Annotated in this window: 13 protein-coding genes; 3 read left to right on the plus strand and 10 right to left on the minus strand. The window is 67.5% G+C overall.

The features are described 5' to 3' along the window. Positions 1-32: 32 nt before the first annotated feature. Positions 33-770, minus strand: a complete 738-nt coding sequence (locus ACTXG5_RS24965; protein ID WP_445161336.1) for an acyltransferase — start codon at positions 768-770, stop codon at positions 33-35. Positions 771-848: 78 nt separating this feature from the next. On the opposite strand from ACTXG5_RS24965, the gene ACTXG5_RS24970 reads away from it, so the two are divergent. Further along, positions 849-2,198, plus strand: a complete 1,350-nt coding sequence (locus tag ACTXG5_RS24970) for an outer membrane protein assembly factor BamB family protein (RefSeq protein WP_445161337.1) — start codon at positions 849-851, stop codon at positions 2,196-2,198. A gap of 3 nt (positions 2,199-2,201) precedes the next feature. Here ACTXG5_RS24970 and ACTXG5_RS24975 read toward each other — a convergent pair whose 3' ends face one another. The 8 genes from ACTXG5_RS24975 to ctaD form a co-directional block, all read right to left on the minus strand. Further along, entirely contained in the window at positions 2,202-2,885 is a 684-nt protein-coding gene (locus ACTXG5_RS24975) for an esterase (RefSeq protein WP_445161338.1), read from the minus strand. Between the two features lie 72 nt (positions 2,886-2,957). Next, the gene (locus ACTXG5_RS24980) at positions 2,958-4,214 is read right to left on the minus strand and encodes a THUMP-like domain-containing protein (protein ID WP_445164583.1); all 1,257 of its coding nucleotides are present in this window, start codon (positions 4,212-4,214) and stop codon (positions 2,958-2,960) included. Next, positions 4,172-5,155 (minus strand): class I SAM-dependent methyltransferase, encoded by a 984-nt coding sequence (locus tag ACTXG5_RS24985; RefSeq protein WP_445161339.1) that lies wholly within the window; start codon positions 5,153-5,155, stop codon positions 4,172-4,174. Before ACTXG5_RS24985 ends, ACTXG5_RS24980 begins: the two co-directional genes overlap by 43 nt. Further along, positions 5,127-5,879, minus strand: a complete 753-nt coding sequence (locus ACTXG5_RS24990) for an enoyl-CoA hydratase (RefSeq protein ID WP_445161340.1) — start codon at positions 5,877-5,879, stop codon at positions 5,127-5,129. The genes ACTXG5_RS24985 and ACTXG5_RS24990 overlap by 29 nt, the downstream gene beginning before the upstream one ends. Beyond that, positions 5,876-6,715: an NUDIX hydrolase gene (locus ACTXG5_RS24995; protein ID WP_445161341.1), complete on the minus strand. Its 840-nt coding sequence runs from the start codon at positions 6,713-6,715 to the stop codon at positions 5,876-5,878. The genes ACTXG5_RS24990 and ACTXG5_RS24995 overlap by 4 nt, the downstream gene beginning before the upstream one ends. Next, positions 6,712-7,590, minus strand: coding sequence for an ABC transporter ATP-binding protein (locus tag ACTXG5_RS25000; protein WP_445161342.1), 879 nt, complete (start codon positions 7,588-7,590; stop codon positions 6,712-6,714). Before ACTXG5_RS25000 ends, ACTXG5_RS24995 begins: the two co-directional genes overlap by 4 nt. Before the next feature lie 58 nt (positions 7,591-7,648). Next, complete coding sequence (serB, locus tag ACTXG5_RS25005) at positions 7,649-8,884, minus strand: phosphoserine phosphatase SerB (protein ID WP_445161343.1); 1,236 nt, start codon at positions 8,882-8,884, stop codon at positions 7,649-7,651. Positions 8,885-8,909: 25 nt separating this feature from the next. Further along, on the minus strand, positions 8,910-10,655 hold the full coding sequence (ctaD, locus tag ACTXG5_RS25010; protein WP_445161344.1) for an aa3-type cytochrome oxidase subunit I: 1,746 nt from the start codon (positions 10,653-10,655) through the stop codon (positions 8,910-8,912). Between the two features lie 224 nt (positions 10,656-10,879). On the opposite strand from ctaD, the gene ACTXG5_RS25015 reads away from it, so the two are divergent. Together ACTXG5_RS25015 and ACTXG5_RS25020 are read left to right on the plus strand one after the other, a co-directional pair. After that, positions 10,880-11,959 carry an iron-siderophore ABC transporter substrate-binding protein gene (locus ACTXG5_RS25015; RefSeq protein ID WP_445164584.1) on the plus strand — a complete coding sequence of 360 codons (1,080 nt, stop codon included), beginning with the start codon at positions 10,880-10,882 and terminating at the stop codon, positions 11,957-11,959. 121 nt (positions 11,960-12,080) lie between these two features. Continuing rightward, the gene (locus ACTXG5_RS25020) at positions 12,081-13,121 is read left to right on the plus strand and encodes an NAD(P)-dependent alcohol dehydrogenase (RefSeq protein ID WP_445161345.1); all 1,041 of its coding nucleotides are present in this window, start codon (positions 12,081-12,083) and stop codon (positions 13,119-13,121) included. Here the strand turns inward: ACTXG5_RS25020 and ACTXG5_RS25025 are convergent. Further along, positions 13,110-13,532 carry a DUF3349 domain-containing protein gene (locus ACTXG5_RS25025; RefSeq protein ID WP_445161346.1) on the minus strand — a complete coding sequence of 141 codons (423 nt, stop codon included), beginning with the start codon at positions 13,530-13,532 and terminating at the stop codon, positions 13,110-13,112. The genes ACTXG5_RS25020 and ACTXG5_RS25025 overlap by 12 nt on opposite strands. Positions 13,533-13,537 lie beyond the last annotated feature (5 nt).

Genomic DNA, 13,537 nt, shown 5'->3' on the forward strand with positions numbered 1-13,537 from the left:
CTTGGCACCCGAGGTGCCCGGTCCCGGCGAGGTCAGCGTGCAGCCTTCTTGCGTTCGATATCGGCCAGGGCGGCGGCCAGTTCGGCGCGCTGCGCGGCCGAGCTTTCCCAGGACAGCTGCCGGTTCTTGACCACCTTGGCCGGTGCGCCGACCGCGATCGAATAGTCGGGAACGTCGCCGCGAACCACGGCATGCGAGCCGAGCACGCAACCCCGCCCGATGGACGTGCCACGCAAGATCGTCACCTTGACCCCGACCCAGGTGTCCGGTCCGATCCGAATCGGGGACTTGATGATGCCCTGATCCTTGATGGGCAGCGTGATGTCGTCCATCCGGTGGTCGAAATCGCAGACGTAGCACCAGTCGGCCATCAGCACCGAATCGCCGAGCTCGATGTCGAGGTAGGCGTTGATCACGTTGTCGCGGCCCAGCACGACCTTGTCGCCGAACCGCAGCGAGCCCTCATGCGCGCGGATCGTGTTCTTGTCGCCGATGTGCACCCAGCGGCCGATCTCCAGCTGCGACAACTCGGGTGTCGCATGGATCTCGACGCCCTTGCCGATGAACACCATTCCGCGGGTGATGATGTGCGGATTGGCCAGCTTGAATTTCAGCAGCCGCCAATAGCGCACCAGGTACCACGGTGTGTAGGCACGGTTTCTCAGCACCCACCTCAGCGAAGCCAGCGTCAGGAACTTGGCCTGGCGTGGGTCCCGCAGGTTTGATCCACGCCACCGGCGATGAACCGGAGCACCCCACATGGATGTCATGGCCGGAAATCCTAGCCCGGGCAATCAGCGGCCTGCGAGCCGCCACGGGTTACCCTCACGTGTACTCGATCGCTGCACATGCCAACGCCCCGCGGAAGGATTTGGGAAACCGAGGTGCTTGCCCGACAACTCGTTACGGGGCTTCGGCGGTGGTCATCCGTATTGCTGACGGCCTTGCTTGCGGCGGGGCTCGGCGGTTGCGGCAACACCGACTCGTGGGTCGAAGCCGCAGCCGCGCAAGGGTGGTCGGCGCAATACGCCGACGCGGCCAACAGCAGCTACACGACGACGAGCGGCGCCAACAAGCTGTCACTGCAGTGGACACGGTCGGTCAAGGGAAGTTTGGCGGCCGGACCCGCGCTGAGCGCGAACAACTATCTCGCCCTGAACGCGCAAACCCCGGCCGGATGTTCGCTGATGGAATGGGAGAACAACGACGAGGGCCGGCAACGCTGGTGTGTGCGCCTGTTCCAGGGCGGCGGCTTCGGCGGTCCCCTGTTCGACGGCTTCGACAATCTCTACGTCGGCCAACCGGGAGCCTTCCTGTCTTTCCCGGTGACCCAGTGGACACGGTGGCGCCAACCGGTGATCGGGATGCCCTCCACCCCAAGGTTTTTGGCGGATGGCCAGCTGCTGGTCAGCACACACCTGGGACAGGTGCTGGTTTTCGACGCGCACCGTGGCGAGGTGGTCGGCAGCCCACTGGACCTGGTGGACGGGATCGACCCGACGGATTCGATGCGCGGGCTGGCCGATTGTGCCCCGGCGCGGCCGGGCTGCCCGGTCGCGGCCGCCCCCGCCTTCTCGACGGCCAACGGGATGGCGGTGCTTGGCGTTTGGCAGCCGGATGCTCCCGCGGCGGGGCTGGTCGGACTCAAATACCACCGCGGGCAGAATCCCCTGCTGACCCGCGAGTGGACCAGCGATGCCGTCGGCGCCGGTGTCATCGCCAACCCGGTGCTGTCCGCCAACGGATCGACCGTCTACGTCAATGGCCGCGACCAACGGTTGTGGGCACTCAACGCCACCGACGGCAAACCCAAGTGGTCGGTGCCGCTGGGATTTTTGGCCCAGACGCCGCCCGCGGTCACCCCGCAGGGCCTGATCGTGTCCGGTGGCGGACCCGACACCCGGCTGGCCGCCTTCAAGGATTCCGGGGATCATGCCGATCAGGTCTGGCGCCGAGATGACGTCACCCCGTTGTCGTCGGCGGCCCTGGCCGGTACCGGTATCGGCTACGCGGTGGTCAGCGGCCCCGATGCTCCGGGTATGTCGTTGCTGGTGTTCGATCCGGGCAACGGCCACACGGTCAACAGCTACCCCCTTCCCGCAGCCACCGGTTACCCCCTCGGGGTCGCGGTCGGCAACGACCGCCGGGTGGTGGCCACCACCAGCGACGGCCAGGTCTACGGATTCGCCCCGGCCTGAGGCCTATAGAGCCAGCGGCGGGATGGCGTTGCGCGGTACCTGCGCTTGGCCGGGGCCGGCGAACGCGGGCAGCATCTCCCCCGGAGCGAAGTAGAAGATCAGCTGGTCATCGGTGATGGCGAAGTTCTGATAGTGCGACGGGTCGCGGCCCGACGAGGGCAATATCGCGGCACCCAGCGCGTTCTGGCGTTCCAGGTCACGCTGGACCAGCGGGAAGATCGCGTCCAGCGGCGACGTGCCCGGGGCGAAGAGATTGTCGAAAGTGATCGGCTGCTTGGTCGCGAGGTTGTAGTTGAACGCTTTGTACCAGGTAGACGTGTGTGACCCGCCGACGTCCTGGAAGAACTTCAGCACCACGCTGCGGGTGTTGTGCGGTGGCTGACCGGCATTGTGCTGTTCGGTGGTCGCCTCCATTTGGTAGGGCTGGTCGCGGGGCCCGGACGTCTGTGCGACCGCCATGAACCCGTCGCGGTTTTGCGTGATGTAGTCGGTCAGCGGCTGTAGGTCGGGGTAGTCGGCGGGAAAGGTCATGTTCAGCGTGTACATCGGACCGGCCGCGTGCAGATGGCACAGCTGTCCGGCCTCGACGGTGCCGCCCAAGCTGGCACACGATGGCGGCGCGGCGGCGGCCGGCCAGCCCAGCAGGGCGGCGGTCACCAGCACCGCGGCCGCGATCAGATAACGCATAACTCGAATTGTCCTCGTCGACTTCAAATGGCGAGGTCCCCCGGAAAGTGACCGCCGACAGCGTACAGGGCGCTACCGCGACGGACGGCAGACATACGCCGTCGCACGAGCGGCGGCCCCGGAGCCGATGCGGGTGATGACCAGCGACAAGGACTGGCTGCCGCGCGGTCGCAGCCGTCTCCGCAACGCGTCGGGGTCGACCTGCACACCGCGCACCAGAATCTCCAGCGCCCCGCAATCCAGCGCCGACAGGGCGTGGCGGAGCCGGCGCTCATCGAACTCCAGCTGCTCGAGCACCTCGAAGCCGCGCACCGCCGCCGGCAACCGGTCGCCGGACAGATAGGCGATGTCGGGATCGAGTTGCCACAGCCCGTGCCGCACGCCGTAGTGGCGCACCAGCCCGGCCCGGACCACGGCACCGTCCGGGTCGACGATCCAGCGTCCGGCCGCCCGCACTCCGCAGTCGTCGGGCTCGGTGTCGGTGAGCTGTTCGTTGCGATCAAGGACGCTCGCCCGCCGCCGCACACCCGGCTCGGCCAGCCGGCCGGACCACAGGCACGCTTCCCGAACCGACCCGTCATACGACGTCACTTCGATTTCGCAGTCGAAACCGAGGCGTCGTAGCTGATCGAAATCTATTCCAGGAGCACACTTTACGACCAAATCGCGACCCCGGTAGCAGTCGATCAGCTGGCCCAGGCCGGGTTGGTAGTCAGCGGGATTGAACCGACGCTGCCCGCCGCGGCGGCGCGCCGGGTCGACGACGACCACCGAGTCGCGGGTCACCGGGTGCAGCGCGTCGGCGCGGCACAGACCGGCGCCGGGGCCGAGGTTGTGGGCCGCCATCGCCAGGCGCACCGGATCGATATCGCTGCCCACCGCGTGAACGCCCGAGTCGCGCAGCGCGGCCAACTCGGTGCCGATGGAACAGGTCGCGTCGTGCACGGTGACGTCCGGGCCACCGGGGCCGCTGACGATCCGTTCGGCCCGGTGCCGCGCCACCGGCGCCGCGGTGGCCTGCTGCAGCGCCTCGTCGGTGAACAGCCATTTCGACACCTGAAATTTCGGACCCAAAGCCCCTAGCTTGCCGGTGGCACGCCGGCGCAGCAGCGTGGTTTCCACCAACACCGGCCCCCGGTCACCGAAGCGGGCCCGCACCGCGGCGATGTCGGCGATCCGGGTGGCATCCGTCAACGCGAATTCAGCGACCTCGGCAAGCGCCGCGGCACCCGATTCCGACCGCAGGTAACCGACGTCGTCGGTGGTGAAGCGCAGGCCAGCGCCGCTCAGGAGGGTTTGACCCCGGTGACCATCACGTTGTAGAACCAGCCCTTCGGCGCCACGTGCCGCCAGATGTTGGCGTCCACCCAACTCAGCGTCTTCCAGCCGTTGAACGCGAATTTCGCCCAGCCCCAGCCCAATCGGCCGGGTGGCACGGTGGCTTCGAATGTGCGCACCGGCCAGCCGAACATCGCGGCGGTGAACTCCTCGCTGGCAGTGTGAACCTGCACGGCGCCGGCGTTGCCCGCCATCCGCTCCAGGTCTTTCGGCTCGAAGGTGTGCAGGTCGACCACCCACTCCAGGGCCGCCGCCCGGGAGTTCTCGTCGATCTCGGCCTGCGGCCGCCGCCAACCGCCCAGTCCGGGCAGCTTCACGGCTCGGATGGTGAGGTTCCAGGTCAGGTCCGCCAGCCCGCGCGCGTAACCATTGCCGACGGTGGTCGGCTCGCCGGCGAACACGAACCGGCCGCCCGGCTTGAGAACCCGGATCGCCTCGCGCAGCGACAGTTCCACGTCGGGAATGTGATGCAGCACCGCATGCCCGACCACCAAGTCGAAGGTGTTGTCGTCGTACGGGATGCCCTCGGCGTCGGCGACCCGGCCGTCGATGTCCAGTCCCAGCGACTCACCGTTGCGGGTGGCGACCTTGACCATGCCGGGTGAGAGGTCGGTGACCGACCCACGTCGCGCGACTCCGGCCTGGATCAGGTTGAGCAGGAAGAACCCGGTCCCGCAGCCCAGTTCGAGGGCGCGGTCGTAGGGCAGCTCGGCGACCACCTCGTCGGGCACGATGGCGTCGAACCGGCCCCGGGCGTAGTCGATGCAACGCTGGTCATAGGAGATCGACCATTTGTCGTCGTAGCTTTCGGCTTCCCAGTCGTGGTAGAGCACCTGCGCGAGTTTGCTGTCGTTCCTCGCCGCTTCCACCTGCTCTGCCGTGGCATGGGGGTTGGGCGCGGCGTCAGCGGGGATTTCCGAACTCCTCGTCATGTTGGGCAGCGTAATGGCTTCGTGGGCCACCCTCATCGCCGCCTCCCTGACCAGCGGCGAATCCGAAGACGGCGTCGATGCCGACCTTGGCGGCGGCCAGCGCGTGTCGTGGGCCGTCGAGGAAGCGTCGCGCCCACACCGCGGCGGCGTCGTACACGTCGTCCGGGGCCACCATCTCGTGGATCAGGCCCAGCTCCAGGGCCTCCTCGGCGTCGACGAAGCGGCCGCTGAACACCAGTTCCTTGGCATGGCTCGCCCCGGCCACGTGGGTCAGGCGCGTCATGCCGCCGCCACCGGGGATCATGCCGGCCAGGATCTCGGTCGCCCCGAATTTCACGTTGTCGCCGCTGATCCGCCAATCGGCGGCCAGCGCCAGCGTGAGGCCGGCACCCAACGCGTATCCGGTGACCGCCGCGACGGTCGGCTTCGGAATGGCCGCGACGGCTTCGACGGCCTCGGCGCGCACCCGGGCCGCGATGTCCGCCTCGGCGGCGGTCAGTGTCTCCAGCTCGGACATGTCGTCGCCGGCGGAGAAGATCTGGTGTCCGCCGAACAGGATCACCACGGCGACGTCGTCGCGCCGCCCCACCTCGGCGGCCGCGTCGGCGATCTCCCGGTAGACCTGCCGGGTCATCGCGTTGGTGGGTGGCCGCGACAGCAGCAGGACGGCCAGGCCGGCGTCCTGTGAGCCGTCGCTGACCACGACGTGGACGAACTCACTCAATGCCGCCACCCCATCCCGCCCGATTTCCGTGCCCGGTGATAGCGGTCGGAGTCGAAGAACTCGAAAATCCAGTTGTCTCCCTGGATCTCCAAAAGCGGTTGCACCGTGACGATCTGGCGCTCGACGGCCAGCACATCGGCGACGGTGCGCCCGGCCAGCGAGTCCAGCTGGGTCCAGGTTGGCGGCAGCAGGAAATTGCGACCGGCCTCGAAGTCGTCGATGGCGGCCTGCGGCGTCGTCCACCCCGCGCGATCCGATTCGCTGTTCTCGCCGTCGGCCCGTTGGCCCTCCGGCAGGGCGCCCACGAAGAAGTAGGTGTCGTAACGACGGGTGCGCTCGGCTTCCGGGGTGACCCAGTTGGCCCAGGGCCGCAGCAGGTCGGATCGCAGCACCAGCTTTTCGCGGCGCAGGAAGTCCGCGAACGACAGCGAACCCTCCGCCAGCGCGCGGCGGGAGTCGCCGTACACGGAGGCATCCCCGACGATGCCGTCCGGGTCGTCGACGGGCCCGGCGAACAGCACCCCCGATTCCTCGAAGGTTTCCCGGGCGGCCGCGCAGACCAGCGCCTCGGCCAGGTCGGGTTCGATGCCGAACTGCTGCGCCCACCACTGCGGCGGCGGGCCGGCCCAGGCCCCCGTCGCCCCCAAGTCGGCATTGCGGTCGCGGTCGTCAACGCCGCCGCCGGGAAACACCATCGTCCCCGGGGCGAACTCCATCTGCGAGTGCCGGCGCATCAGGAACACCGCTAACCCGCCCGCTGAGCCCTCCGGACTGTCGCCGACCAGCATCACGGTCGCCGCCGGCCTGGCGACTAAGGGTTCGTCTGGTGAACTCATCCGAGCCTCCGGTGGGCCGCGCGGGTGCGAATGCGCCGCGCGAAGTACCGCCCGTCGATGACGTCCAGGGCGATCGACTGGCCGAACGCGGCCGAGAGGTTGTCGGCGGTCAGCACATCGGACAGCAAACCGGCGGCGACCACCTGTCCCTCCGACAGCAGCATGCAATGGCTGAAGCCCGGCGGGACCTCCTCGACGTGGTGGGTGACCAGCACCAGGGCGGGCGCGTCGGGGTCGGCGGCCAGGTCCGTCAACCGGGCCACCAATTCCTCACGGCCACCCAGATCCAGACCGGCGGCGGGTTCGTCGAGCAGCAGCAGCTCCGGGTCGGTCATCAGGGCACGGGCGATCAGCACCCGTTTGCGTTCCCCTTCGGACAGCGTCCCGTAGGTGCGGTCGGCGAGGTGCTCGGCGCCCAGGCTCTCCAGCATGTCGACCGCGCGCTGGTAGTCGACGTCCTCGTAACGCTCCCGCCAGCGACCCAGCACCGCATAGCCGGCCGAGACGACCAGGTCGCGCACCACCTCGTCGCTGGGTATCCGCTGCGCCAGAGCCGATGAACTCAGCCCGATCCGGGCCCGCAATTCCGACACGTCGACCCGGCCCAGCCGCTCACCGAGCACGAACGCGATGCCGGACGACGGGTGCTCGGCCGCCGCGGCGATCCGCAGCAGCGACGTCTTGCCGGCCCCGTTGGGGCCGAGGATCACCCAGCGCTCGTCGAGTTCGACCGCCCAATCCACCGGCCCGACCAGGACGTGCCCGCCGCGGCGCAACAAGACATTTCTGAAGTCGATCAGCAGATCGGGGTCGGCTGCGGCAGTGCCAGTTTCGGAGCCAGTTTCGGGGCCGGTTTCGGGGCCGGTTTCGGGCACCCGATTATCGTGCCGTACCGCAAGAGTGCGACGGCTGCCGGGTCGGTCGAGCGCTCCCCTATTCGGGGGGAATTTCGACGCGGCGCACTTCGCCGTCGACGGCGTCGGCGGCCTCGATCTCCCCGCGGGTGACGCCGAGCAGAAACAGCACCGTGTCCAGGTACGGACTGCTCAACGATGCGTCGGCGACCGCGCGCAATGCCGGCTTGGCGTTGAATGCCACGCCCAGGCCGGCCGCGGACAGCATGTCGATGTCGTTGGCGCCATCGCCGACGGCGACGGTCTGCGCCATCGGCACCCCCGCCTGCTGCGCAAAGTCCCGCAGGGCCTTGGCCTTACCGGGCCGATCGATGATCGGGCCGATGACCCGGCCGGTGAGTTTGCCGTCGACGATCTCGAGTTCGTTGGCGGCGACGAAGTCCAGCATCAGCTCCTCGGCCAGCGGTTCGATGATCCGCCGGAACCCGCCGGAGACCACACCGCAGTGAAAACCCAAGCGCCGCAAGGTCCGCAACGTGGTGCGGGCGCCGGGCATCAGCTCGAGCTGATCGGCGACTTCGTCGATCACCGTGGCGGGCAGACCCGCCAAGGTCGCCACTCGCTGGTGCAGCGACTCCGCGAAATCCAGCTCGCCCCGCATCGCGGCCTCGGTGATCGCGGCGACCGCGCCCTCCGCGCCCGCCCTGGCGGCCAGCATCTCGATGACCTCGCCCTGCACCAGCGTCGAGTCGACGTCGAACACGATGAGCCGTTTCGCCCGCCGTTCCAGGCTGTAGTCCTCGACCGCCACGTCGACACCCTCATGGGAGGACACCTTGTTCAGAGCGGTCCGCAGCAGGCCGTCGGCTCCCGGCGGTACCGAGACCCGCAACTCGAGCCCCGTCACCGGATAGTCGGAGACGCCGCGGATGAGGTCGATGTTGACGCCGAGCGCCGCCACTTCCCGGGCCACCGCGCCGAACGCTCCGGCGGTGATCGGTCGGCCCAGCACGAAGATGGTGTGGGTCGAGGGCTCCCGGATGATCGGCACGGCCTCGCTGCGCTCGATGGTGACTTCGAGGCCCACCGCGTGGATGGCATCCTCGACGTCGTCGCCCGCCACGATGCTTTCGGCGACCTCGGGCGGACAGCACAGCAACACACCCAGCGTCAGCCGCCCCCGGATCACCACCTGCTCGACGTTCAGCAAGTCGATTCCGTGCCCGGACAGCGCATCAAAGAGCGCCGACGTCACACCCGGTTGATCCACACCGGTGACGGTGATCAGCACCGACACCTTAGGAGGCGTGTTCACTCGCGATTGTGGTCGCGATGGGCCATCAGCTGCGGACGTCCACGTCGTCGAGTTTGGTCACGTCGTGGCCCTCGCTGCCATGGCTTCGACCGACATGCGATTCGGCGCGCATCCGCTCCACCATGTGCGGGTAGTGCAGCTCGAACGCGGGACGCTCCGAGCGGATCCGAGGCAGCTCGGTGAAGTTGTGCCGCGGCGGCGGGCAACTGGTTGCCCACTCCAGCGAGTTGCCGTAACCCCACGGGTCGTCGACGGTGACGACTTCGCCGTAGCGCCAGCTCTTGAAGACGTTCCACACGAACGGGAACATCGAGGCGCCCAGGATGAAGGCCCCGACCGTCGAGACGATGTTGTAGCCCTGGAAGCCGTCGGTGGGCAGGTAGTCGGCATAGCGGCGCGGCATGCCCAGGTCGCCCAGCCAGTGCTGAATCAGGAATGTGGTGTGGAAGCCGATGAACGTCAACCAGAAGTGCAGTTTGCCCAGTCGCTCGTCGAGCAGCCGGCCGGTCATCTTCGGGAACCAGAAGTAGATGCCCGCGAAGGTGGAGAACACGATGGTGCCGAACAGCACGTAGTGGAAGTGGGCGACCACGAAGTAGCTGTCGGTGACGTGGAAGTCCAGCGGCGGGCTGGCCAGCAGCACACCGGTCAGACCGCCCAGCAGGAACGTGATCAGGAAGCCGACCGAGAACAGCATCGGCGTCTCGAACGTCAACTGGCCCTTCCACATTGTGCCGATCCAGTTGAAGAACTTGATCCCGGTCGGCACCGCGATCAGGTACGTCATGAACGAAAAGAACGGCAGCAGAACGGCTCCGGTGGCGAACATGTGGTGGGCCCACACCGCGACCGACAACGCGGCGATCGACAGCGTCGCGTAGACCAGCGTGGTGTAACCGAAGATCGGCTTGCGGGAGAAGACCGGGAAGATCTCCGAGACGATGCCGAAGAACGGCAGCGCGATGATGTACACCTCGGGGTGACCGAAGAACCAGAACAGGTGCTGCCACAACAGAACTCCGCCGTTAGCCGAGTCATAGACGTGGGCGCCCAGGTGACGGTCGGCGGCCAGCCCGAACAGCGCCGCGGTCAGCAACGGGAAGGCGATCAGCACCAGGATCGAGGTCACCAGGATGTTCCAGGTGAAGATCGGCATCCGGAACATCGTCATCCCGGGTGCGCGCATGCACACGACGGTGGTGATCATGTTGACCGCGCCGAGGATGGTGCCCAGACCCGCGACGATCAGTCCCATGATCCACAGGTCGCCACCGGCGCCCGGTGAGTGGATCGCGTCGGTCAACGGCGTGTAGGCGGTCCAGCCGAAGTCGGCGGCGCCGCCCGGTGTGATGAAACCGGCCATCCCCATCGTGGCGCCGAACAGGAACAGCCAGAACGACAAGGCGTTCAAGCGCGGGAATGCCACGTCGGGTGCGCCGATCTGCAGCGGCAGCACCAGATTGGCGAAGCCGAACACGATCGGGGTGGCGTAGAACAGCAGCATGATCGTGCCGTGCATGGTGAACAGCTGGTTGAACTGTTCATTCGACAAGAACTGCAGACCCGGCGCGGCCAACTCGGTACGCATCAGCAGCGCCAGCAGTCCGCCGATGAAGAAGAAGATGAAGCAGGCGACGCAGTACATGATGCCGATCAGCTTGTGATCGGTGGTCGTGATCAGTTTGTAGATCAGGTTCCCTTTGGGACCGGTCCGAGCCGGGTACGGGCGAACGGCCTCGAGTTCTCCCAACGGGGGCGCTTCGGCTGTCAACAGCTCCTCCAAACATCCATCCCAGACAGGGTTCCCTCGAATCTTAGCTTCCGATCAGGCCGCTGGCAGGCCTGGTCCTACAAACTGTCGTAATTGGCTCATCGCGGACGCCGGGCCGCGTCCGCAGACCGGTTCCGAGCTGGCCGGATGTTAGCGTCGAACCCGTGCAATCCGGCGGTAGGCGACCCACCCTGAGGCCCGTGCAGGGACCGATCAAGGGACGCCTGGGGGCCGTCGCCGCGATCGCAGCGGCCGCGGTCGTGAGTTGCAGCGGTTGCGGGTCCGGGCAGACCGGATCCACGGGTCCGTCGACCCGGTCGCTGGTCACGCCCACCACGCAAATCGCGGGGGCCGGGGTGCTGGGGAACGACCGCAAGCCTGACGAGTCGTGCGCACGGGACGCGGCCCCGGCCGATTCTGGGCCGGCGACCCGGCAGGCCCACAACGCCGCGGGGGTCACTCCGGACGCGGTCCAGGTGCCCGCGGAGGCGCAGCGCATCGTGGTGCTCTCCGGCGATCAGCTCGACGCCCTCTGCGCGCTGGGCCTGCAATCGCGAGTGGTGGCAGCGGCACTGCCGGAAGACTCGTCGAGTCAGCCGTCCTATCTGGGCAACGCCGTGCACGGACTGCCCGGCGTCGGCACTCGCAGCAACCCCGACCTGCGCGGAATCGCCGCGGCTCACCCGGATCTGATCCTGGGCTCAGTCGCGTTGACGCCGAGGCTGTATCCGAAGCTGGCGGCGATCGCCCCGACGGTCTTCACGGCGGCCCCCGGGGTGGCCTGGGAAGACAACCTGCGTGGTGTCGGTGCCGCGACGGCGCGCGGCAGTGCTGTCGACGGGCTGATCAATGGCTTCACGCAGCGGGCCACCCAGATCGGGGCCTCCCACGACGCCGCTCACTTCCAGGCGTCCGTTGTCCAGCTGACCGCCAACAGCCTGCGGGTTTACGGCGCCAACAACTTTCCGGCCACCGTGCTCAGCGCGGTCGGGGTGGATCGGCCGGCCGCCCAGCGGTTCACCGACAAGCCGTACATCGAGATCGGCGCCACCGACGCCGACCTGGCGAAGACGCCGGATTTCTCGGCGGCCGAGGCCGACGTCATCTACCTGTCGTGCGCCACCCCGGCCGCTGTGGACCGCGCCGCGGCGTTCCTGGACAGCGCCCCGTGGCGCAAACTGTCGGCCAACCGGGACAACCGGGTTTACGTCGTCAACGACGAGGTATGGCAGACGGGTGAGGGCATACTCGCCGCCCGGGGCATCGTGGATGACCTGCGGTTGGTCAACGCCGCGCTCAATTAGCGCCGGGGCCGATACCCACAGCTGGACATGAGTTCATTTGCCGCTGTACGGACCGATTGGCCTGAAACCTTTACCTTAGCTAAGCTTTTCTAGGACGCAACCGAACCGAAGAGGGATTGCTATGAGCACTGTTTCCGCGTATGTCGCCACCTCGGCGACCGAGCCGCTGACCAAGACCAGCATCACCCGCCGCGAACCGGGTCCGCACGACGTCGTGATCGACATCAAGTTCGCCGGGATCTGTCACTCGGACATCCACACCGTCAAGGCCGAGTGGGGCCAACCCAACTTCCCGGTGGTCGTCGGCCACGAAATCGCCGGCGTGGTCACCGAAGTGGGCCCCGAGGTCACCAAGCACAAGGTGGGCGACCACGCGGGTGTGGGCTGCATGGTGAACTCCTGCGGTAAGTGCGGTAGCTGTAAGGCCGGGCTCGAGCAGTACTGCAAACCGGGCGCGATCTTCACCTACAACTCCATCGACAAAGACGGCACCCCGACGATGGGCGGCTACAGCCAGGCCATCGTCGTCGACGAGAACTTCGTCCTGCGCATTCCGGACGCGCTGCCGCTGGACAAGGCGGCGCCGTTGCTGTGCGCCGGCGTCACGCTCTACTCGCCGCTGCGCCATTGGAAAGCCGGCAAGGACACCCGGCTGGCCATCATCGGCCTGGGCGGACTGGGCCACATGGGTGTCAAGCTGGGCGCGGCGCTGGGCGCCGAGGTGAGCGTGCTGTCGCAGTCGCTGAAGAAGATGGAAGACGGGCTGCGGCTGGGCGCCAGCCACTACTACGCAACCTCCGACCGCGACACCTTCCGCACGCTGCGCGGCAGCTTCGACCTGATGCTCAACACCGTCTCGGCCAACTTGCCCCTCAACGACTTCGTGGGCCTGCTCGATGTCGATGGCACGCTCGTCGAATTGGGCATCCCCGAGCACCCCATGGAGGTGGGGGCGTTCCCGCTGGCTCTGGCGCGGCGCAGCCTGTCCGGGTCGAACATCGGCGGCATCGCGGAGACCCAGGAGATGCTCGACTTCTGCGCCGAACACGACGTGACCCCCGAGATCGAGGTCATCGATGCGGATTACGTCAACGAGGCCTACGAGCGGGTGCTCGCCAGCGACGTGCGCTACCGCTTCGTCATCGACATCTCAACCTTGTGAGACGCCCTCTGGCACGTCGCGCCGGCAGGCGATCTCTTCGGCAGCCTCCCCGTGCTCGTCACCGGGAATCACCTCGCTGACGTCGATGCCGGCCAGCGGCCAACCTGCAGCGGCCAGCGTCGCGGCCACCCGAATGATGTTCTCCCGGCCGGGGTCGCGGTGGGTCGTCTTTCTGATGAATTCGGCGATCTCGTCGCGGCTGACGACGCCGTCAGCTCCTGGCTGCGACTCCTCCACCGCGATCTTGTGAGCCACCTCTTCGAGCTGGTCCTGGGTTAGTGGGGTGCTTCGCAGCAGGGCGAACAACGCCACCTGGTCGGGGCCGGGAACGCCCTGGGGGTAGCCCACGTCCAGCCAGCGGATCACTGACTTGAGAAATTTCGCGTGCTTGTGAGAGTGAGTTTCCGACACCCACT

It is taken from the genome of Mycobacterium sp. Dal123C01 (assembly GCF_052566995.1).

Coding starts and splice junctions, on each gene's coding strand:
- ACTXG5_RS24965 (WP_445161336.1), bottom strand. CDS start 770: ATGACATCCATGTGGGGTGCTCCGGTTCATCGCCGGTGGCGTGGATCA.
- ACTXG5_RS24970 (WP_445161337.1), top strand. CDS start 849: ATGCCAACGCCCCGCGGAAGGATTTGGGAAACCGAGGTGCTTGCCCGA.
- ACTXG5_RS24975 (WP_445161338.1), bottom strand. CDS start 2,885: ATGCGTTATCTGATCGCGGCCGCGGTGCTGGTGACCGCCGCCCTGCTG.
- ACTXG5_RS24985 (WP_445161339.1), bottom strand. CDS start 5,155: ATGACGAGGAGTTCGGAAATCCCCGCTGACGCCGCGCCCAACCCCCAT.
- ACTXG5_RS24995 (WP_445161341.1), bottom strand. CDS start 6,715: ATGAGTTCACCAGACGAACCCTTAGTCGCCAGGCCGGCGGCGACCGTG.
- ACTXG5_RS25020 (WP_445161345.1), top strand. CDS start 12,081: ATGAGCACTGTTTCCGCGTATGTCGCCACCTCGGCGACCGAGCCGCTG.